Origin of the sequence: Cyanobium gracile PCC 6307 (genome assembly GCF_000316515.1) — a bacterium.
Classification (GTDB): domain Bacteria; phylum Cyanobacteriota; class Cyanobacteriia; order PCC-6307; family Cyanobiaceae; genus Cyanobium; species Cyanobium gracile.
Map to the genome: position 1 here is coordinate 3,117,618 of NC_019675.1, position 18,656 is coordinate 3,136,273.

The 18,656-nt window shown below is 71.7% G+C and carries 19 protein-coding genes; 13 read left to right on the plus strand and 6 right to left on the minus strand.

The annotated features are described in order from the left end of the window. Positions 1-91: 91 nt before the first annotated feature. From topA to CYAGR_RS15125, 5 genes are read left to right on the plus strand one after another with little or no spacing between them, the layout of a single operon-like run. Positions 92-2,896, plus strand: a complete 2,805-nt coding sequence (gene topA / locus CYAGR_RS15105) for a type I DNA topoisomerase (protein WP_015110713.1) — start codon at positions 92-94, stop codon at positions 2,894-2,896. Then, positions 2,896-3,420 (plus strand): hypothetical protein, encoded by a 525-nt coding sequence (locus tag CYAGR_RS15110; RefSeq protein WP_015110714.1) that lies wholly within the window; start codon positions 2,896-2,898, stop codon positions 3,418-3,420. The genes topA and CYAGR_RS15110 overlap by 1 nt, the downstream gene beginning before the upstream one ends. Positions 3,421-3,424: 4 nt before the next feature. Beyond that, positions 3,425-4,081: a DUF2232 domain-containing protein gene (locus CYAGR_RS15115; protein ID WP_015110715.1), complete on the plus strand. Its 657-nt coding sequence runs from the start codon at positions 3,425-3,427 to the stop codon at positions 4,079-4,081. Then, positions 4,078-5,223 carry a NaMN--DMB phosphoribosyltransferase gene (locus CYAGR_RS15120; protein WP_015110716.1) on the plus strand — a complete coding sequence of 382 codons (1,146 nt, stop codon included), beginning with the start codon at positions 4,078-4,080 and terminating at the stop codon, positions 5,221-5,223. The genes CYAGR_RS15115 and CYAGR_RS15120 overlap by 4 nt, the downstream gene beginning before the upstream one ends. After that, complete coding sequence (locus CYAGR_RS15125) at positions 5,224-6,246, plus strand: type 2 periplasmic-binding domain-containing protein (protein WP_015110717.1); 1,023 nt, start codon at positions 5,224-5,226, stop codon at positions 6,244-6,246. A gap of 27 nt (positions 6,247-6,273) precedes the next feature. On the opposite strand, the gene CYAGR_RS15130 is transcribed toward CYAGR_RS15125, so the two are convergent. Both CYAGR_RS15130 and CYAGR_RS15135 read right to left on the minus strand, forming a co-directional pair. After that, entirely contained in the window at positions 6,274-7,422 is a 1,149-nt protein-coding gene (locus CYAGR_RS15130; RefSeq protein WP_043327403.1) for an aldo/keto reductase, read from the minus strand. A gap of 16 nt (positions 7,423-7,438) precedes the next feature. Then, positions 7,439-7,990, minus strand: a complete 552-nt coding sequence (locus CYAGR_RS15135) for a bifunctional nuclease family protein (RefSeq protein WP_015110719.1) — start codon at positions 7,988-7,990, stop codon at positions 7,439-7,441. 69 nt (positions 7,991-8,059) lie between these two features. Here CYAGR_RS15135 and CYAGR_RS15140 point away from each other — a divergent pair, with 69 nt between their 5' ends. Then, a complete protein-coding gene (locus CYAGR_RS15140; RefSeq protein ID WP_015110720.1) occupies positions 8,060-8,698 on the plus strand; it encodes a riboflavin synthase in 639 nt (212 codons plus the stop codon). A gap of 10 nt (positions 8,699-8,708) precedes the next feature. Next, a complete protein-coding gene (locus CYAGR_RS15145) occupies positions 8,709-9,389 on the plus strand; it encodes an HdeD family acid-resistance protein (protein WP_015110721.1) in 681 nt (226 codons plus the stop codon). A 43-nt stretch (positions 9,390-9,432) separates the two neighbouring features. Here CYAGR_RS15145 and CYAGR_RS15150 read toward each other — a convergent pair whose 3' ends face one another. The 4 genes from CYAGR_RS15150 to CYAGR_RS15165 all read right to left on the minus strand — a co-directional run bounded on the left by CYAGR_RS15150 (position 9,433) and on the right by CYAGR_RS15165 (position 13,200). After that, a complete protein-coding gene (locus tag CYAGR_RS15150) occupies positions 9,433-9,810 on the minus strand; it encodes an AbrB family transcriptional regulator (RefSeq protein ID WP_043327406.1) in 378 nt (125 codons plus the stop codon). A gap of 121 nt (positions 9,811-9,931) precedes the next feature. Further along, the gene (locus CYAGR_RS15155; protein WP_015110723.1) at positions 9,932-10,546 is read right to left on the minus strand and encodes a cytochrome c oxidase subunit 3; all 615 of its coding nucleotides are present in this window, start codon (positions 10,544-10,546) and stop codon (positions 9,932-9,934) included. A 48-nt stretch (positions 10,547-10,594) separates the two neighbouring features. Continuing rightward, positions 10,595-12,262, minus strand: coding sequence for a cytochrome c oxidase subunit I (gene ctaD, locus CYAGR_RS15160; protein ID WP_015110724.1), 1,668 nt, complete (start codon positions 12,260-12,262; stop codon positions 10,595-10,597). Between the two features lie 44 nt (positions 12,263-12,306). After that, the gene (locus CYAGR_RS15165; RefSeq protein WP_015110725.1) at positions 12,307-13,200 is read right to left on the minus strand and encodes a cytochrome c oxidase subunit II; all 894 of its coding nucleotides are present in this window, start codon (positions 13,198-13,200) and stop codon (positions 12,307-12,309) included. A 527-nt stretch (positions 13,201-13,727) separates the two neighbouring features. On the opposite strand from CYAGR_RS15165, the gene CYAGR_RS15170 reads away from it, so the two are divergent. The 6 genes from CYAGR_RS15170 to CYAGR_RS15195 are packed head-to-tail and all read left to right on the plus strand — an operon-like array spanning position 13,728 to position 18,652. Further along, positions 13,728-14,156, plus strand: a complete 429-nt coding sequence (locus CYAGR_RS15170) for a hypothetical protein (RefSeq protein WP_015110726.1) — start codon at positions 13,728-13,730, stop codon at positions 14,154-14,156. A gap of 53 nt (positions 14,157-14,209) precedes the next feature. After that, the gene (locus tag CYAGR_RS15175; protein ID WP_015110727.1) at positions 14,210-15,175 is read left to right on the plus strand and encodes a COX15/CtaA family protein; all 966 of its coding nucleotides are present in this window, start codon (positions 14,210-14,212) and stop codon (positions 15,173-15,175) included. Continuing rightward, positions 15,168-16,163: a heme o synthase gene (locus CYAGR_RS15180; RefSeq protein WP_015110728.1), complete on the plus strand. Its 996-nt coding sequence runs from the start codon at positions 15,168-15,170 to the stop codon at positions 16,161-16,163. Before CYAGR_RS15175 ends, CYAGR_RS15180 begins: the two co-directional genes overlap by 8 nt. Positions 16,164-16,201: 38 nt before the next feature. Further along, a complete protein-coding gene (locus CYAGR_RS15185; RefSeq protein ID WP_015110729.1) occupies positions 16,202-17,224 on the plus strand; it encodes an ABC transporter ATP-binding protein in 1,023 nt (340 codons plus the stop codon). A gap of 19 nt (positions 17,225-17,243) precedes the next feature. Then, on the plus strand, positions 17,244-18,107 hold the full coding sequence (locus CYAGR_RS15190; protein WP_015110730.1) for an ABC transporter permease: 864 nt from the start codon (positions 17,244-17,246) through the stop codon (positions 18,105-18,107). A gap of 11 nt (positions 18,108-18,118) precedes the next feature. Next, positions 18,119-18,652, plus strand: coding sequence for a hypothetical protein (locus CYAGR_RS15195; protein WP_015110731.1), 534 nt, complete (start codon positions 18,119-18,121; stop codon positions 18,650-18,652). The last annotated feature ends 4 nt before the right edge of the window (positions 18,653-18,656 follow it).

The following is an 18,656-nucleotide window of genomic DNA, read 5'->3' on the forward strand; positions in this document are numbered from 1 at the left end:
CTGTAGCCGCCATCCGGAGGGGCGGTCTGGTGCCCGGATACCCGCAGGGCCCGTCGATGCGATAAAGAAGGAAGCGGTATCGCGCCTTCCCGTGGCCCACACCCTGGTCATCGTCGAGAGCCCCACCAAGGCCCGCACCATCCGGGCGTTCCTGCCCAAGACCTTCCGGGTGGAGGCGTCGATGGGCCACGTGCGCGATCTTCCCAACAACGCCAGCGAGATTCCCGCCGCCCACAAGGGCGAGAAATGGGCCAACCTCGGCGTCAACACCGCCAACGGCTTCGAACCCCTCTACGTGGTGCCGAAGGATAAGAAAAAGGTGGTGAAGGAGCTCAAGGACGCCCTCAAGGACGCCGACCAGCTGCTGCTGGCCACGGATGAGGACCGCGAAGGCGAGAGCATCAGCTGGCACCTGCTCCAGCTGCTCGGGCCGAAGGTGCCAGTGAAGCGGATGGTGTTCCACGAGATCACCAAGGAGGCGATCGGCCGCGCCCTCGACCAGACCCGTGACCTGGACATGGAGCTGGTCCATGCCCAGGAGACCCGGCGCATCCTCGATCGTCTGGTGGGCTACACCCTCTCGCCCCTGCTCTGGAAGAAGGTGGCCTGGGGCCTCTCCGCCGGCCGCGTCCAGTCGGTGGCGGTGCGGCTGCTGGTGCAGCGTGAACGGGCCCGGCGGGCGTTCCGCAGCGGCAGCTACTGGGATCTCAAGGCCCGCCTGGAGCAGACGGCCTTGCCCTTCGAGGCCAAGCTCACCCACGTGGGGGCCGAGCGCATCGCCGGCGGCTCCGACTTCGACGAGACCACCGGCGGCCTCAAGAGCGGCAGCAAGGTGAAGCTGCTCAGCGAGGCTGAGGCGGCGGCGCTCAAGGCCGCCGTGGAAACCGCCCCCTGGCGGGTGGCGGCGGTGGAGGAGAAGCCCACGGTGCGCAAGCCCGTGCCCCCCTTCACCACCAGCACCCTGCAGCAGGAGGCCAACCGCAAGCTGCGGCTCTCGGCCCGCGACACCATGCGCACGGCCCAGGCCCTCTACGAGCGGGGCTTCATCACCTACATGCGCACCGACTCGGTGCACCTCTCCGACCAGGCCCTGACGGCGGCCCGCAACTGTGTCGGTGCCATGTACGGCAAGGAGTTCCTCAGCCCGGCGCCGCGCCAGTTCAGCACCAAGGCCCGCAACGCCCAGGAAGCCCACGAGGCGATCCGGCCCGCCGGCGAGAGCTTCCGCACCCCGAAGGACACCGGCCTCGACGGCCGCGACCTGGCGCTCTACGAGCTGATCTGGAAGCGGACCGTCGCCAGCCAGATGGCCGATGCCCGGCTCACCCTGCTGGCCGTCGACATCGAGGCGGCGGGCGCCACCTTCCGGGCCAGCGGCAAGCGCATCGACTTCGCCGGCTTCTTCCGCGCCTATGTGGAGGGCAGCGACGATCCCGATGCGGCCCTGGAGGGCCAGGAGGTGCTGCTGCCCTCGCTCGCCGTCGGCGACAGCCCGCTCTGCCGGGGCGTCGAGGCCCTCGGCCACCAGACCCAGCCCCCCGCCCGCTACAGCGAGGCGGCCCTGGTCAAGACCCTGGAGAAGGAGGGCATCGGCCGCCCCTCCACCTACGCCAGCATCATCGGCACCATCGTCGACCGGGGTTACGCCACCCTGCAGAACAACTCCCTCACCCCCAGCTTCACGGCCTTCGCCGTGACGGCCCTGCTGGAGGAGCACTTCCCCGACCTGGTGGACACGGCGTTCACCTCGAAGATGGAGCACACCCTCGACGAGATCTCCACGGGCAAGGTGTCCTGGCTGCCCTACCTGGAGACCTTCTACAAGGGGGAGAAAGGCCTGGAGACCCAGGTGCAGCAGCGGGAGGGCGACATCGACCCCGGCATCTCCCGCACGGTGGTGCTGGAGGGGCTGCCCTGCGTCGTGCGCATCGGCCGTTTCGGCGCCTACCTGGAGACCAAGCGGGTGGCCGACGACGGCAGCGAGGAGCTGCTCAAGGCCACGCTGCCCCAGGAGATCACCCCGGCCGACCTCGACGCCGAGAAGGCCGAGCTGCTGCTGCGCCAGAAGGCCGAGGGGCCCGAATCGCTCGGGGAGGACCCCGAGACCGGCGAGCAGGTGTATCTGCTGTTCGGCCAGTACGGGCCCTACGTGCAGCGCGGCCAGGTGAGCGAGGAGGTGCCCAAGCCCAAGCGGGCTTCCCTGCCCAAGGGCGTCAAGCCCGAGGACCTCAGTCTGGAGGACGCCCTGGGGCTGCTGCGGCTGCCCCGCCACCTGGGCGAGCACCCCGACGGCGGCAAGGTGCAGGCCGGGCTGGGGCGCTTCGGTCCCTACGTGGTCCACGACAAGGGCAAGGGCGAGAAGGACTACCGCTCCCTCAAGGCCGAGGACGACGTGCTGGCCGTGGGGCTGAGCCGGGCCCTGGAGCTGCTGGCCATGCCCAAGAAGGGCCGCGGCGGCCGTACCGCCCTCAAGGATCTCGGCGTGCCGGAGGGTTCCGAGGAGGCCATCCAGCTGTTCGATGGTCCCTACGGCCTCTACGTCAAGCAGGGCAAGGTGAACGCCTCCCTGCCGGAGGGCACCACCGCCGAGACCATCAGCCTGGAGCAGGCGGTGGAGCTGCTGGCCGCCAAGGCCGCCAGCGGCAAGGGGGCGTCCCGGTCCCGGGCCGGGACCAAGGCCGCCGCCAAGCCCGCCGCCAGGACATCCGCCGCCAAGACGGGAACCACCAAGGCTGGGACCACCAAGACGGGAGCCGCCAAGGCCCCCTCCACCAGGAGCGCGGCCGCCAAAGCCGCCGGCGCGACCACCGCCGCCGCCAAGAAGCCCCCCGCCACCACCAAGTCCGGTCGCCTGCGGGCCAGCGCCGTGCGGGTGATCAAGCCCGCGGCCAGCTGATGGCCCACCCCCGCCCCCCCCTTGCGCTGGCGGGACCCCTGCTGAGCCTGCCCCTGCTGCTCTCCGCCTGTGGCGGCACGCCCTTCGGCGACGCCCTCTCCCGCAGTTTCTCGGGCGCCCCGGCGGCCCCCGCCGCCCCGGCCCCCGTGGCCCGGACCACCGCCCCGGCCACGCCGGCGCCCACCGCGGCAGCCCCGCCCCCGGCGGCCGGCAAGGAGCCTCCGGCGGCAGGAGCCACCCCTCCAGCCCGCCCGGCGGCCGGTGCCACCCCGATGGCTCCCGTGGCCCCCGCCGTCCGCCCGGCTCCCTACCGCGTCACCATCCGCCTGCCCCAGGCGGATCCCTCCGCCCCGGCCGAGGTGGTCACCAAGGCATTGCGGGCCGCCGGCGTGCCGTTCGAGGTGGAGACGATCGAGCGCATGCCCGCGGCCGGCTCCGGGGCCGCCGAGACTCCTGCGGCCCCCGCGGGCGCCGCCAACGGCAGCGCCCCCGCCACCTCCCGACCGGCGCCGGCGCCGCGCTGACCCAATGACCCCTCCCCTGCGGCGCCAGCTGAGCCATCGCCAGGCGCGCCAGCTGATGGACACCGCCTACCTGGCGGCCGCCACCGCCCTGCTCTGGGTGGCGCTCTACTACCTGCCGGTGGGCAGCCCCCTGTTCCGCCTCGCCCTGCCCCTGCCCATGGCCCTGCTGCAGCTGCGCCATGGCTGGCGCTGCGCCCTGGAGGGCGTGGTGGTGACGACCCTGCTGCTGGTGGCCCTGATGGGCCCGATCCGCGGGCCCCTGGTGCTGTTCCCCTATGGCCTGCTCTCCCTCTGGCTGGGCTGGGGCTGGCGTCGTCGCAGCAGCTGGTGGCTGACCCTGGGGGTGGGGGGCCTGATCGGCGCCGCCGGCTTCCTGGTGCGGGTGGCCGTGCTCTCGGTGCTGGTGGGCGAGAACCTCTGGGTGGTGATCACCACGGCCGCGGCCAACCTGCTGGACCGGCTGGCGGGGGTGGTGGGTCTGGCGGGCGGTTTCGATCTCGACCAGGTGCAGGTCGCTGCCCTGCTGCTGGTGCTGCTCCAGAACCTGATCGTGGTGCTGGCGCTCCACGCCGTCGCCTACTGGATCTTCCCCCGGCTCGACCAGCCCATCAGCGAGCCGCCGCCGGCCCTGCGCGGCCTGGTGGCCCTCGACCCCCTTTGAGCCTGACGGGGCGGATCGCCGGCTCCGCGGCCGCCGCCGAGGCCTGGGGCCGGTGCTGGCGGCAGGCGTGGCCCCAGGCGGAGGTGCTGGTCCTGCTGGCGGGCACGGCCACGGCCGCCGTGCCCGGTATCTCCGCCGCCGGCGCCACCCCCGCCTCCCGCCGCCGCACGGCGGCGGCCGATGCCGAGCTGCTGGTGCTGGGCCCCGCCGGCGAGCGCCCCCACGCCCTGCCGCCCCTTCCCGCCGGGGTGTCCCCCGCCCTGATCAGCCATGTGGTGCTCCGGGAGCTGGGCCTGGCCCCCCTGCTGGTCGACCTGGGCTGCCCCGTGGCCCCGGCGGTGGCCCACCTCCGGCTGCCGGGGCCGGCGGGGGCCGGCCCGGCCCGCTGCCTGAGCAGCGGGGCGGCGCTCGATCCGGGGCGGCTGGAGGCCCTGCTGGCCCTGGGCCGGCGCTGGGGAGAACGCCTGCCGCCGGGACGTCCCCTGCTGCTGGCGGAATGCGTGCCCGGGGGCACCAGCACCGCCCTGGCGGTGCTCACGGGCCTGGGGGTGGCGGCCGATGGGCTGGTGAGCGGCAGCCTGCGCCACCCCGACCACGGCCGCAAGGCGGCCCTGGTGGCACGGGGGCTGGCGGCGGCCGGCCTGGAGGGCGGCGAAGGCGGCGCCGCCCGGGTGGCCGCCGCCGTGGGGGATCCGATGCAGCCCCTGGCCGCCGCCATGGTGCTGGCCGCCGCCGCCGGCCGGCCGGTGCTGCTGGCGGGGGGGAGCCAGATGGCGGCGGTGCTGGCCCTGGCCCTGGCCCTGGCTCCCCCCTCCCTGCGCCCCGCGGTCGCCGCCGCCGCGGCCGTGGGTACGACCGCCTGGGTGGCCCAGGAGGCGGGCAGCGACCTGGCCCTGCTGCTGCGGCGCATCGGCGAGCGCTGGGGGGTGGAGCCCCTGGCCTTCGCGGCCGACCTGCGCTTTCCCGATCCCTGCCACCCGGCCCTGGCGGCCTACGAGCGGGGTTACGTCAAGGAGGGCGTGGGGGCGGGGGGCCTGGCCCTGCTCTGGCAGCTCAGCGGCCGCTCCGCCCCGGCCCTCGCCCGCCTCTGCGACCAGGACTGCGCCACCCTGCTGGGGCCGCCGCCGCCTACGGTCCGCTGAATGGGTGCCCCGTTCTCCCCACCACCGACTCCGGCCCTCAGCCGCCGCACCCTGCTGCGTCTCGGTGCCGCCTCCGCCCTCACCCTGCTGGCCGGCTGCGACCGCCAGGAGACGCTGCTGCTGGCCAGCCGCGGCGACCTCCCTGCCGCCTGGGCCCGGCGCCTGCCGAAGCCCTGGCGCAGCCAGCTCCTGGAGGATCCTGCCCAGGTGCTGGCCCGGGCGGCCGCTCCCCAGACGGGTCTGCTGCAGCTCAGTGACGGCTGGGCGGCCGAGCTGAAGCCCGCCGACCTGCAACCCATCGGCACCCCGGCCCTGATCGACCGGCTAACGCCCATGGCGGCCCCGCTGGCCCGCCTCCATGGCCCACCCGGCGCCGGCCCCCTGGCTTTCCCCTGGTCCTACGGCCCCTGGGTCCTGGTGCTGCGCAGCCGCCCCGACCTGGCCCGGCGCCGGGACGAGGGCTGGGATCTGCTGCTCGACCCCAGCCTGGCCGGCCGGCTGGTGCAGCCCTCCTCCCCCCGGGTGACGATCGCCCTGGCCGGGGAGGACCCGGAGCGGCTGCGACGGCTGCGGCGCGCCGCCCTGGCCTACGACGAGCGGGATGGGCTCAGCCTGCTGCTCACCGGCGAGGCCGAAGCCGCCGTGTTGCCCCGCCAGCGGGTGGTGGGCCTGCTGCGCCGGGATCCCCGGCTCCAGGTGCTGCTGCCCGAGAGCGGCTCCCCCCTCAGCTGGAACCTGCTGCTGCGGCCAGCCGGCCCCCATCCGGAGCCGCCCCTGGAGTGGCTGGGGGAGGCCCTGGAGCCCCCCCTGCTGCCGGCCCTGCTGGCGGGCGGCTGGGTGCCGCCCCTGCCCAGGGAGCAGCTGCAGCGGGCCCTGGCCGACTTCCCGGCGGCCGTCGCCGCCCTGCTGCTGCCCCCCCAGCCGGTGCTGGAGCGCTGCTTCAGCCTGGCCCCCCTCCCCGCCGATGAGCGGACCGCGTTGCAGCGGCTCTGGGATGGGGCCGCCCCGGTTCCCGCCGCCTGATCCGCTCGAGCAGCTATCTGAGCGGGCTCAGCCCCACAGGCGCCGTCGCGGGGCGGCCGCCAGCCGGCGGTGGGTGTCCGCCAGCAGGTCGGGGATGGGCAGCTGCAGCGGGCAGCGGGGCAGGCAGGCGCCGCAGCGGCCGCAGGCGGAGGCATCCACCGCCTCCCACCAGTGGCCGGCCCGGCCGATCAGGTTGTAGCGCTCCGTGGCGAAGGGCTCCATGCCATGGCCGACCGCCAGGTTGCGAAGCCGCAGGAGGGCCGGGATCGGCACGGCGTTGGGGCAGGGCAGGCACTGGCGGCACTGGCCGCAACGGTCGGCCCCGAGCCGCTCGATGCCGGCGGCCTCCAGGCGGGCCAGCGCCGCCGCCAGGTCCCGCCCTTCTGTGGCGTGGGCGGCGCTGCCGGCGTCGGCCAGCCGCACCGCCCACGCCAGGTCCTCCGGCACGGCGGCCCCCAGGGTGAGGCTGCTGATCCCCTCGGCCAGCAGGAAGCGGTAGGCCAGCTCCAGCGGCGCGAAGGGGGCGCAGTCGGCGACCAGCTCGGGGGGTGGGTCATGGAGACGGCCGCCCTTGTCAGCCGGGGAGATGGCCATCACGCCGATCCCCGCGGCCAGGGCGGCCCGGGCCAGGGGCAGCCGCTCCTGGTCGAACAGATGCACATGCAGGCTGCAGAAGCCGAAGCGGCCGCTTGCCAGGGCCGCGTCGATCAGGGCGGTGTCGCCGTGGCTGCTGAAGCCCACCTGCCCCACCAGCCCCTCGCCCGTGGCCCAGGTCAGCAGCTCGGCCCCCGGCCCTGACAGGGCCCAGGCCAGATGCTCCGGCCGGTTGAGGCCGTGCACCGCCAGGTTGTCGAGCCGCTCGACCCCCAGCCGCCGCAGGCAGGCCCGCAGCTGGGCCCGGCCGTCGTCCGGCTCCGGCCCCGGCAGCAGCTTGCTCGTCAGCACCAGGGAGGCACGGGCTGCGGGGTCCCGTTCCCCCAACCGAGCGAGGGCCCGACCGAGAAACGCCTCGGCCGGGCCGTAGGCGGGGGCCGTCTCGATGTGGTTGATGCCCGCCGCCAGGGCCGCATCCAGCACCGCCTCCATCACCGCCGGGGAGTCGAGGGCCCGCATCGTGCCGAGGGTGAAGGCCGACACCGGCCGCCCCCGTCCGAAGGGCCGCCGTGCCGCAGCCAGCGGCGTCACCGGCGGCTCAGAGGCCAGGGCGGCCGCCTTCGGGGCCGTCCTCCGGGCCCGGATCGGCCTCGGCGACGGTGCGGCCGATGTGGCGGATCAGGTCGGCCGGGGTGGTGCGGTCCAGGAAGCGGCGGAAATCCTCCTGGTCCTCGGCATCGGCCTCCGCATCCACGGGAATCGAGGCGTCGGCGACCACCTCCTCCAACATCCAGATGCCGCTGTCGGTGCGCAGGGCCAGGGCGATGGCATCGCTGGGCCGGGCGTCAAGCTCGAGGGGCGCGTCGCTGCCGTTGTTGAGCTTGAGCACGGCGCGGAACGTGTTGTCCTCGATCGTGTGAATGATCACCCGCTCCAGCCGCAGGCCACCGGCCTCCAGCAGGCTGGCCATCAGGTCGTGGCTGAGGGGCCTGGGCGGCCGCTCCCGGTTGAGACCCGAGAGGATGTTCTGGGCCTGGGCCTGGTCGATCCAGATCGGTACCTGCCGGCGGCCGGACGGGTCCCGCAGCAGCACGATGGGGCTGCGGCTGGCCGCATCCAGTGCGATCCCGGCGACACGCATTTCAACCATGGTCGGGCCCGTCCCTCGCGCGTGTTGGTCCCCGTGAAACGATTATGGCCAGTGCCGCCGCCTCAGGGGATGTTCACCGGACTGGTGCAGGCCATCGGCAGGCTGGAGCGGAGTCCGGCCGGTGTGCGGGTGCGCACCGACCTCGGCCCCCTGGCCCTGGGGGACAGCGTCGCCGTTGACGGGGTCTGTCTGACGGTGGCCGAACGCCTGGCCGATGGCTTCCGGGCCGATGTCAGCGAGGAGACCCTGGATCGCAGCACCCTGGCCGAGCGGGCCGCCAGCGGTGGCCGGGTGAACCTGGAGCCGGCCCTGCGCCTGGCCGACCGGCTCGGGGGCCATCTGGTCAGCGGTCACGTCGATGGCCTTGGCGAGATCACCGCCATCGAGCGACAGCCCGGGTCGTGGCGGCTGGAGGTGGCCTGGCAGGATCCGGCCTACGGCCGCTACGTATGCGAGAAGGCGAGCGTGGCCCTCGATGGCATCAGTCTGACGGTGGCGGGCTGCGAGCCCGACGGCAGCCGCTTCTGGATCGCCGTGATTCCCACCACCTGGAGCGGCACCACCCTGGCGGAGCGTCGGGTGGGGGACCGGGTCAATCTGGAGGCCGACCTGCTGGCCAAGTACACCGAACGGCTGCTGCGCCCGGCGGCGGCGCCGCCCCAGGCCACGCTCTCCTCCGCCTGGCTGGCGGAGCACGGCTGGGGCTAGGCCCGCCGAGATGGCCGTCGCGGCGGATGCTGCGACAGATCACGTCTCGTTGTCAGTGGAGGGCGTCACCGTCACGCTGGCCACAGTCCGCACGGCGCCGATGTTTACCCCCGATGCCCCCTCTTCCCGTCAGGCCATGGGGACGGCCCTGCGCGCCTTCACCCTGGCCGAAGGGGTGATGCTGATCGTGCTGGGGGTGCTGGCCCTGGTCTTTCCCGTGCTGGCCTCCAAGTGGGTCACCGCCGTGGTGGCCATCGCCTTCCTGGTGGGGGGGCTGGTGGGCTGGATCAGTTCCCTGCTGCGCTCCCCCGGCCTGAGCCGGGTGATCACGTTCTGGCGCCTGGTGACCTCCACCCTGTTCCTGGTGCTGGGGGTGTGGATGATCCAGCAGATGGCGTCCGGTCCGGCGGCGGCGGCGATCCCGATGGCGGGTCTGGCCCTGGCTATCGGCGTGGTGTTCCTGGTGGAGGGGATGGTGGAAGTCCTGGTCGCGACCTCCCACCGTCACATCCCCGGCTGGCGCTGGGGACTGCTGAACGGCCTGGTCACCCTCGCCCTGGGGCTGCTGATCCTCACCATGAAGTTCTGGAGCCTGCTCTGGGTGGTGGGCACCCTGGTGGGCATCAGCTTTCTGTTCAGCGGCATCGATCTGCTGCGCTTCAGCGCCAGCTTCCATCCCGAGCAGGACTGAGGGCCGGAACAGGACTGGGGGCGCCGGAGGCTGGCGGCGGCGCTCAGGACGGGCCGTCGGCGCTGGCGCCATCAAGGGGAAGCAGCCAGATCGAACCGGTCTCCTTGTGGATCTCGATGCGAAACTCCTGGCCGGGCTCCAGCCCCATGCGCCGGGTGTAGGCCTGGCCGATCAGCAGGTTGCCGTTGCCGTGGACCCGGGTGCGGAACTCGGCCTGGCGCCCCTTGCTCACCCCGGCGGAGCCGCCGCCGCCGGTGCTCGACGGCACGGGGTAGCCCTTGGCGGCCACCAGGGCGCGATAGAAGTTCTTCCGGAGCACCCGACCGCTCGGACCCACGTAGCCGCAGGCTCGGGCGATCTGATCTTCCGGCCGGTTGCTGAGGGAACGGGCCCGCTCCAGCAGGGCCTGGCCCTCCAGCATGACGGTGCCGGCGGAACGGTCCTCGTTGGCTGGTCCTTTCTGGGCACCCATCAGCCGGTCAGACGGAGACTTCTTGATTGATTGTGCCGATGATTGTGCTGAACGGGCAACAGTCAGCGAATCAGAGCAGGTAAAGAATCCCGTAAAGCACCACCCAGATGCCGTCGACGAAATGCCAGTAGAGCTCCGCGGCCTCCAGGCCGAAGGGGGCGGTGCTGGTGACGCGGCCGCCGTTGCGGGTCTGCACCCAGACCAGGAGGATGCAGATCACCCCCAGGGTGACGTGGAGGCCGTGGAAGCCCGTCAGGGCATAGAAGGTGCTGGCGAAGAGGTTGTCGGTGAGGCCGAAGGGAAGGGTGAAGTACTCCACCATCTGGCCCGCCAGAAACGCCGCCCCCAGGGCCGCCGTGAGCAGCAGCCAGTTCCGGCAGGGCCCCATCCGCCCCAGCAGGAGATTGCGGCCGGAGCGATGGAACGTGTAGCTGCTCACCAGCAGCAGCATGGTGTTGATCGATGGCAGCAGCAGTTCCAGTTCGTAGGTGGAGCCCGCCGGCAGGGGATTGACCGCCCGGAAGGTGAGATAGGCGGCGAAGAAGCCGGCGAAGGTCATGCCGTCGGCCACCAGGAAGGTGGCCAGGCCGAAGAGCCGCAGGTCGGCATGGCCGCCGTGGGCCTCGGCGGCGGCCGCTTCGGTGGCGGTGGCGGTGGCGCTGCTGCTGGTGGCGAGGCTGGTCATGGGCGGGCCGACGGGGGAATGGGACGTGGGGACGGCGGGGGGAGACGGTCAGCGGCGGCCGGCGCCCGTCCACAGGTCGCGGCCGGTGGCGGCCTCCAGGCTCAGGATGTCCTCGTCGACGCCGTAACCGTAGGGGTGCTGCACCAGCGGCGCTTCACCGACCCAGTTCTCCACCGGCGGCGGTGAGGATGTGAGCCATTCAGGGGTGAGGGCATTCCAGGGGTTGTCGCCGGCTTCCCGGCCGCGGAAGGCACTCACGATCACGTTGTAGAGGAAGGGCAGGCTGCTGACCGCCATCAGCAGGGCGCCCACACTGCTGATCTGGTTGAGGGTGGTGAAGCTGGGGTCGTACTCCGCCACCCGCCTGGGCATGCCGTTGAGGCCCAGCCAATGCTGGGGGGCGAAACAGAGGTTGAAGCCCACGAAGGTCAGCAGGAAGTGCAACCGACCCAGATCCTCATCGAGCATCCTCCCGGTGAACTTCGGATACCAGTGGTAGACCGAGGCGAAGATCACGAACACCGTGCCGCCGTAGACGATGTAGTGGAAGTGGCCGACAACGAAGTAGGTGTCGTGGACGTGGATGTCGAAGGGCACCTGGGCCAGGGCGACACCGGTGATACCACCGAAGACGAAATTGACGATGAAGGCGCAGGAGAAGAGCATGGCGCTGTTGAGGGCCAGCTTGCCGCCCCAGAGGGTGGCCAGCCAGTTGAAGAACTTGATGCCCGTGGGTACGGCGATGAAGGAGGTGGCGATCGTGAAGAACAGCCGCATCCAGGGGGGGGTGCCGCTGGTGAACATGTGGTGGGCCCAGACCACAAGACCCAGCACCACGATCGCCAGGATCGAATACACCATGGTGGTGTAGCCGAAGAGGGGTTTGCGGGAGTGGATGGGGAGGATCTCACTCACCAGGCCGAAGGCCGGCAGGACCATGATGTAGACGGCCGGGTGGGAATAGAACCAGAAGAGATGCTGGTAGACCACCACGTTTCCGCCCAGGGCCGGGTTGAAGAAGCCCGTGTGGGCGACGATGTCGAAGCTCAGCAGCAGCAGGGTGCCGGCCAGGACGGGGGTGGAGAGCACCACCAGGATGCTGGTGCCGAGCATCGCCCAGCAGTACATGGGCAGCTGCATGAGTTTCAGGCCGGGCCGACGCAGCTTCAGCACGGTGGCGATGAAGTTGATGCCGCCGAAGATCGAGCTGCCCCCCAGGAGCAGCACGCTGACGATCCACACGACCTGGCCCAGGGCGGGGGTGGTGATGCTCAGGGGTGGGTAGGCCGTCCAGCCGGACTGGGCCGCCCCGGTGATGAAGTAACTGCCGATCAGCAGGATCCCAGCCGGCGGAATCATCCAGAAGGCCACGGCATTGAGCCTAGGGAAGGCCATGTCCCTGGCCCCCACATAGAAGGGAATCAGGTAGTTGCCGAAGCCACCGTTCACCACCGGCACGATCCACAGGAAGATCATCACGGTCCCGTGGAGGGTGAGCACTTCGTTGTAGGTTTCGCGGCTGACGAAATCCGAGATCGGGCTGGCCAACTCGGCGCGGATCACGCCGGCCAGGGCTCCGCCGATGAAATAGAAGAGGAATCCGGTCACCAGGTACTGCAGCCCGATCACCTTGTGATCCAGGCTGAAACTGAAGTAACGCAGCCAGCCCTGGGGCTGGAGGCTCTCCTGGAAGTCGTTGGGGGAGGCGACGGTCATCGGGCGGGTGCGTGCGGACGGAGTCGGGATCGGGGAGCGGGGCGTCAGGCGGTGGGGGTGCCGGCGGCACTGGCCACCGTGGCGGCCACGGGACTGTTCTTCTGCCGCCAGGCGTCGTAGGCATCCGGTTCGTGCACCACCACGGTCGAGCGCATGCCGCCGTGGTACGGCCCGCAGAGCTCGGCGCAGATGATCGGGTAGCTGCCTGCCTTGGTGGGGGTGAAGGTGAGCACGGTGGGCTGGCCTGGGATCACGTCCTGCTTGAGCCGGAACTGGGGCACCCAGAAGGCGTGGATCACGTCGTTGGCCTTCATGCGCAGCTCCACCGGCCGGCCGTTGGGCACATGCAGCTCTCCGCTGGTGATGTCACTTTCGGGGTAGTGGAAGATGAAGGCGAACTGCATGGCCGTCACCTCCACCGGCAGGACATTGGCTTCGCCGGCTGCCGTGCCGATGCCGCCCCAGACCCGGGGGGCCTTCAGAGGACCCGTGGCAGCGAGGGGGGGATCCGCCGAGCTCACGGACGCCTCCATGGTTCCCATGGCCGGCATCCGATGCATGGCGGAGTGGTCGTTGAGGCTGCTCATGCCCCCCATGCGCTCGTAGATGTCGTAGCTGTAGATGCCAACGAACAGCACCACGACCGCGGGGATGGCGGTCCAGACGAGCTCGAGCAGCAGATTGCCCTCGATCGCCAGGCCGTCGGTGTGGTCGCCGCTCCGGCGGCGGAAGCGCACAAGGCTGAACACCACCAGGCCGACGATCCCCAGGAACAGGATTGTGCCGATGCTGAACAGCACCCGGAACAGGGAGTCGTAGATGGGTGCGTTGGCGCTGGCGTCGAGGGGCAGAAGGTTGACGTTGGTCCCCACCCACAGACCGGTGAGCACAAGCGCCATGCCCACCAGCAGGGTGACCAGGGAGGAGGGAATCGGCACGGCGACGGCGGGGGACGGCGTTTCGGAAGGGTGGGAGCCCTGAGGCCGACCTCCCTCGGTCCAACAGCTTATGGACGGCCGTTCGCGCGCCGCGCGTTCGTTGTAACCAGAGAAGCGATTTCGGAGAAATTTCACATTCACAGCGGGCGATGTGCTGATTTGCACATCTTTCAGCGCCTCCAACTTCCCGGGCCGTCAGGGCTCCCGCCCGGGCCCGGGCGGACGGCCACTGTGACCATGGATCGCACCCGCGCCCGGCTGCGGTGCGATCGGCCGCCGGATTGCCGACATTCCGGAGGGCGCACCCTGGCCGACCTTGAGCGGAGCTGCGATGCCCTCCACCCACGAGCAGATCCAGAAGCTCCGCCACCGCCATCGCGGCTACATCTCCACCCTCGCCACCGAGGTGCCGCTGATCCTGCGGCTGCCGTTCTGCCAGTCACACGCCTGGCTGCTCCCGCTGCTGCTGATCGGCATGGCGGTGGTGTTGATCACCACGCTGATGCGCTACCCCCCCCCCCCCCTCCTTGATCGGCACCCGGCCTCTGCTGAACGGGCTCGGGGGCCTGGCGCTCGCCCTCGAGGGGGTGGGGCATCTGGCCCTGGCCTTCGATCCACCGCTGGCGCGCCTGGACACGGTGCCCCATGGGATCGCCTGGCTGCTGTTCTTTCTGGTGGCGCTGATCCGCAAGGTGAAGACCCTGGTCCGCGAGCCCTTCGTGACGCTGGCCGTGGTGATGGGGGCCACCTCCGGCTATCTGCTGGACGGCATCCCCGGCGGAGGACCGGTCTTGCCGCCGTCCCGATCCCATCGGGGGGCCATCCGCCTGCGAGCCGCTGCTCCCGTGGCGGTCATCACCGCGGCAGGGGGCTGGCCCGTTCGGGGGGCGTGGTTTCGTTGTAGCCAGAGAAGCAATTTCGGAGAAATTTCACATTCACTTCAGGCGATGTGCTGAATCGCACATCTTTGAATGCCCGCTAACTTGGGCACCCGGAAGAGCATTCTTTCATGGTCGTGGCGCCGTCCGCGCAACCCCTGCCCCCGCTCCGGTCCGCCACCGGGGAGAGCTGGCCCGTGCGCCTGGTGCCCGTGCTCACCGCCCACCTCGTCGTCGCCCTCGTGGCCCTGGTGGCCATCGGCGGCGCCACCCGGGTGATGCAGGCCGGTCTGGCCTGTCCGGACTGGCCGCTCTGCTACGGCGTGCTCTGGCCGGGCCGCCAGTGGAACCTGCAGGTGTTCCTGGAGTGGTTCCATCGCCTCGATGCCTTCCTGGTGGGCGTGGCCCTGCTGCTCCTGTTCGCCCTCAGCCTGCGGTTCCGCTCGCGCTTCCCGCTCTGGCTGCCCTGGAGCGCCGGTCTGGCGCTCGGCCTGGTGGCCGTGCAGGGCGGCCTCGGGGCCCTCACCGTGCTCAGCCAGCTGGCCGCCCCCACCGTCACCCTGCATCTGGCCACGGCCCTCAGCCTGGTGCTGCTGCTGAGCGCCATGCACCAGGGGCTGGAGCGCCGCCCGGCCTTTTCGGCCGCTCCAGCGGAGGGCGAGCTGCCGCCCTGGTGGTCCCCCCTCCCCGTCCTGGCCGCCCTGCTCGTGGGCGGCCAGTGCCTGCTGGGGGCTGCCATGGCCAGCCGCTGGGCCGCCCCGCTGTGCCTGCAGGCCGGCGAGGGCTGCCGCTGGCTTCTGCTGCACCGGCAGGGGGCCTATCCGGCGGCGGTGGCGGTGCTGCTGCTGGCCGCCGCCTCCCTGGCCCTCCCCGCCGGCCAGGGCCGGAGCAGGGGGCTGGCCTTCGCCGCCGCTGGCCTGGTGGTGCTCCAGGTGGTGCTCGGGGTGTTCACCCTGCGGCTCCAGCTGGCCGTCCCGGCCGTCACGATCGCCCACCAGCTCACCGCCGCTCTGCTCGTCGGTGTGCTGGGTGGGCTCTGGGGACTCTCGTTCCCGTCCCCTTCTGTTTCTGCCCGTCTCGAGGTGGCCCATGGTTAGTGTCAGCGCCGTGGCGGCCATCGCCGCACCCTCCGCGCCGGTGGCGATCCGGCCGTCGGTCAAGCTGCCGGCCTGGCTGGAGGTGGCCAAGCCCCGTCTGATCCCCCTGCTGCTCGCCACCACCGTGGGCGGCATGGCCCTGACTGCCGCCTGGCCGCTCGACCCCCTGCGCTTGCTCTGCACCCTGGTGGGCGGTTCGATGGCCTCGGCCGCCGCCGGGGTCCTCAACTGTCTCTGGGAGCAGGAACTCGACGGGCGCATGCAGCGCACCAGCCGCCGCGCCCTGCCCTCGGGCCGCCTCGCCCAGCGCCAGGCCTTCGGCCTCGCGGTGGCCCTCACCATCGGCTCGGTGCTGGTGCTCGTCCTGGGGGTCAACGCCCTGGCCGCCTCCCTGGCGCTGCTGGGTCTGTGCAGCTATGTGCTGCTCTACACGGCCCTGCTCAAGCCCCGCACCACCCAGAACATCGTCATCGGCGGCATGGCCGGGGCGATCCCGCCCCTGGTGGGCGCGGCGGCCGCCACCGGTCACCTGGGCTGGAGCAGCTGGTGGCTGTTCAGCCTGGTGATGGTCTGGACCCCGGCCCATTTCTGGGCCCTGGCCTTGCTCCTGCACGAGGACTACCGCTCCGTGGGCATTCCGATGCTGCCGGTGGTGAAGGGTCTGACGGTCACGGCCCAGGCCATCGGCCGCTACAGCTGGGCCACGGTGGCCCTGAGCCTGGGCGGGGTGGTTGCCCTCCCCAGCGGCGGCTGGCTCTACGGCCTGCTGGTGCTCCCCTTCAACGCCCGGCTGCTGCAGCTCAGCGCCAGCCTCGCCGAGGACCCTGGCGATCCCCGCCGGGCCCGCAGCCTGTTCCGCTGGTCGATCTTCTATCTCTTCGGCATCTGCCTGCTGCTGGTGCTGGCGCGCACGCCCCTGGCCAGCGCCGTCCACCCGGCCGCCATGCTGGCCGCCGCCCTCCATCTGGCTCCTGCTGCGGCTGCCTAGATTGGCCGGGCTTCCAGCCCTTCGCGATTGATCCCGGCTTGATCGAGCTCGAGCACCTCAGCAAGCGTTTCGGTGGCCGCAAGGTCACCCCCGTGCAGGCCCTCGACGACCTCTCCCTCAGCGTGCCGGCGGGTTCCCTCTACGGTCTGCTGGGGCCCAACGGCGCCGGCAAGACAACGGCCCTCCGCATCCTCTGCACCCTGCTGGCCCCCGACGCCGGCCAGGTCCGGGTGGCGGGGGTGGACGCCCTGGCCGAGCCCCGCGCCGTCCGGCGCCTGCTCGGCTATGTGGCCCAGGAGGTGGCCATCGACAAGATCCTCACCGGCCGGGAGCTGCTCCACCTCCAGGCCGCCCTGCACCACATGGGGGTTGCCGACCGCCTGCAGCGCACCGCCGAACTGATCGAGCTGCTGGCCATGGGCGAGTGGATCGATCGCCGCTGCGGCGGCTACTCCGGCGGCATGCGCCGGCGACTCGACCTGGCGGCCGGGCTGCTGCACCGCCCCAGGGTGCTGGTGCTGGATGAGCCCACGGTGGGCCTCGACATCGAGAGCCGCGCCACCATCTGGCAGGTGCTGCGTCAGCTGCGGGACCAGGGCACCACGGTGTTGCTCAGCAGCCACTACCTTGAGGAGGTGGATGCCCTGGCCGACCGCCTGGCCATCATCGACGGGGGCCGGGTGATCGCCGAAGGCACCCCCGCCGCCCTCAAGGGCGCCCTCGGCGGCGACCGGGTAACGCTGCGGGTGCGGGAGTTCAGCGACGAGCAGGAGGCGAGCCGGGTGCGCGATCTGCTCCAGGCCTGCCGCGGTGTCCGCCAGGTGGTGGTCAACCGGGCCCAGGGCTACTCCCTCAACCTGGTGGTGGAGGACAGCGGCGTGGTGGAGACCCTGCGGCAGCAGCTGGCCGAGGCCCAGCTGCCGGTGTTCGCCCTGGCCCAGAGCCGCCCCAGTCTGGATGACGTCTACCTTCAGGCCACCGGCCGCACCCTGAGCGATGCGGAACTCTCCGTGGCCGGTCGCCGCGACCTCAAGGAGGAACGCAAGCAGTCGATGCGATGACCCGCACCCCCCCTTCCCCATGACCAGCGCCAGCCCCTCCCTCACCCCCCTGCCCGCCGCCAGCGGTGAACCCTCGGCCCTGGCCGAGATCACCCAGGAGACGTTTGCTCTCACCCGCCGCCTGTTCGTCCAGCTGGCCCGGCGACCCTCCACCCTGGTGGCGGGAGTGCTCCAGCCCCTGATCTGGCTGGTGCTGTTCGGGGCCCTGTTCGCCAACGCCCCGGAGGGTCTGCTCCCCGGCGGCATCAGTTACGGCCGCTTCCTGGGGGCCGGGGTGATCGTGTTCACGGCCTTCAGCGCCGCCCTCAATGCCGGTCTGCCGGTGATGTTCGACCGCGAGTTCGGCTTCCTCAACCGGCTGCTGGTGGCGCCCCTGCGCTCCCGCAGTTCAATCGTTTTCGCTTCGGTGCTCTACATCACCAGCCTCAGCCTGGTGCAGAGCCTGGCCATCATGGGCACCGCCGCCCTGCTGGGCTATGGCTGGCCCGGTGGGGCGGGGCTGCTGCTGGTGCTGGTCACCCTGCTGCTGCTGGTCTTTGCCGTCACCGCCCTCAGCCTCGGGCTGGCGTTCGCCCTGCCGGGCCACATCGAGCTGATCGCGGTGATCTTCGTGGCCAACCTGCCGCTTCTGTTCGCGAGCACCGCCCTGGCGCCGATTTCCTTCATGCCCCCCTGGCTGGGCTGGCTGGCGGCCCTGAATCCCCTTACCTTCGCGATTGAACCGATCCGCGCCGCCTACGCGGGGTCCTTCCACCTCACCGATGTGGTGCTGGTGGCTCCCTACGGATCCCTCACAGCGCTCACCTGCCTGGCCATCCTGGCGGGGCTGGCCGCCGGTCTGTTCCTGCTGATCCGCCCGATGCTGGATCGCAAGCTCACCTGACGCCCCGCCCCGTGTCCCTGCCGTCCCCCCGTCCAGAGCTCTCCCATCTGCTCCTCGACGCCATCCGCCGCAGGGATGCCGCCACCGTCGCCCGCCTCACCGGCCAGTGGGCCCACCGCCATGGGGTGACCTCCCTGGAGAGCTTCCGCACCGGCAGCGTCGTCGCCGAGGCGGGCTGGGAGGCCGGCGACTGGCTGCTGCAGCACATGGACGCGGCGATGGCCCCCGCCAGCGTGACCATGGCCGAGGCCTTCGCGGCCCTGGAAGATTCCTTTGCCGGCCCCCCGCCGCCCACTCCGATCTCGGCTGTCCCCGGCCCAGTCACGCCCATCACGGTCGTCCCCGAGGCGACCGACGCCGTCACGGACGCCATCGAGGCGAGAGTCCCCGCCCCCTCGGCGGAGGCCGAAGGAGCGGCTGGTCTGTCGGATGTCATCGCCCTGCACCCCCTGACCCCGAGCGCCTCGCCGGCCCCGGCCCCCCCCACCCTGGCCGACCTGCGCTCCTGGCTCTCCGCGGCTCCGCAGCATCGCCGCGCCAGCTGATCCC

Bases quoted from the DNA above. Each gene is read 5' to 3' on its own strand.
- CYAGR_RS15110 (WP_015110714.1), top strand. From the start codon at position 2,896: ATGGCCCACCCCCGCCCCCCCCTTGCGCTGGCGGGACCCCTGCTGAGC.
- CYAGR_RS15115 (WP_015110715.1), top strand. From the start codon at position 3,425: ATGACCCCTCCCCTGCGGCGCCAGCTGAGCCATCGCCAGGCGCGCCAG.
- CYAGR_RS15125 (WP_015110717.1), top strand. From the start codon at position 5,224: ATGGGTGCCCCGTTCTCCCCACCACCGACTCCGGCCCTCAGCCGCCGC.
- CYAGR_RS15135 (WP_015110719.1), bottom strand. From the start codon at position 7,990: ATGGTTGAAATGCGTGTCGCCGGGATCGCACTGGATGCGGCCAGCCGC.
- CYAGR_RS15140 (WP_015110720.1), top strand. From the start codon at position 8,060: ATGTTCACCGGACTGGTGCAGGCCATCGGCAGGCTGGAGCGGAGTCCG.
- CYAGR_RS15145 (WP_015110721.1), top strand. From the start codon at position 8,709: ATGGCCGTCGCGGCGGATGCTGCGACAGATCACGTCTCGTTGTCAGTG.
- CYAGR_RS15150 (WP_043327406.1), bottom strand. From the start codon at position 9,810: ATGCTGGAGGGCCAGGCCCTGCTGGAGCGGGCCCGTTCCCTCAGCAAC.
- CYAGR_RS15155 (WP_015110723.1), bottom strand. From the start codon at position 10,546: ATGACCAGCCTCGCCACCAGCAGCAGCGCCACCGCCACCGCCACCGAA.
- ctaD (WP_015110724.1), bottom strand. From the start codon at position 12,262: ATGACCGTCGCCTCCCCCAACGACTTCCAGGAGAGCCTCCAGCCCCAG.
- CYAGR_RS15175 (WP_015110727.1), top strand. From the start codon at position 14,210: ATGGTCGTGGCGCCGTCCGCGCAACCCCTGCCCCCGCTCCGGTCCGCC.
- CYAGR_RS15180 (WP_015110728.1), top strand. From the start codon at position 15,168: ATGGTTAGTGTCAGCGCCGTGGCGGCCATCGCCGCACCCTCCGCGCCG.
- CYAGR_RS15190 (WP_015110730.1), top strand. From the start codon at position 17,244: ATGACCAGCGCCAGCCCCTCCCTCACCCCCCTGCCCGCCGCCAGCGGT.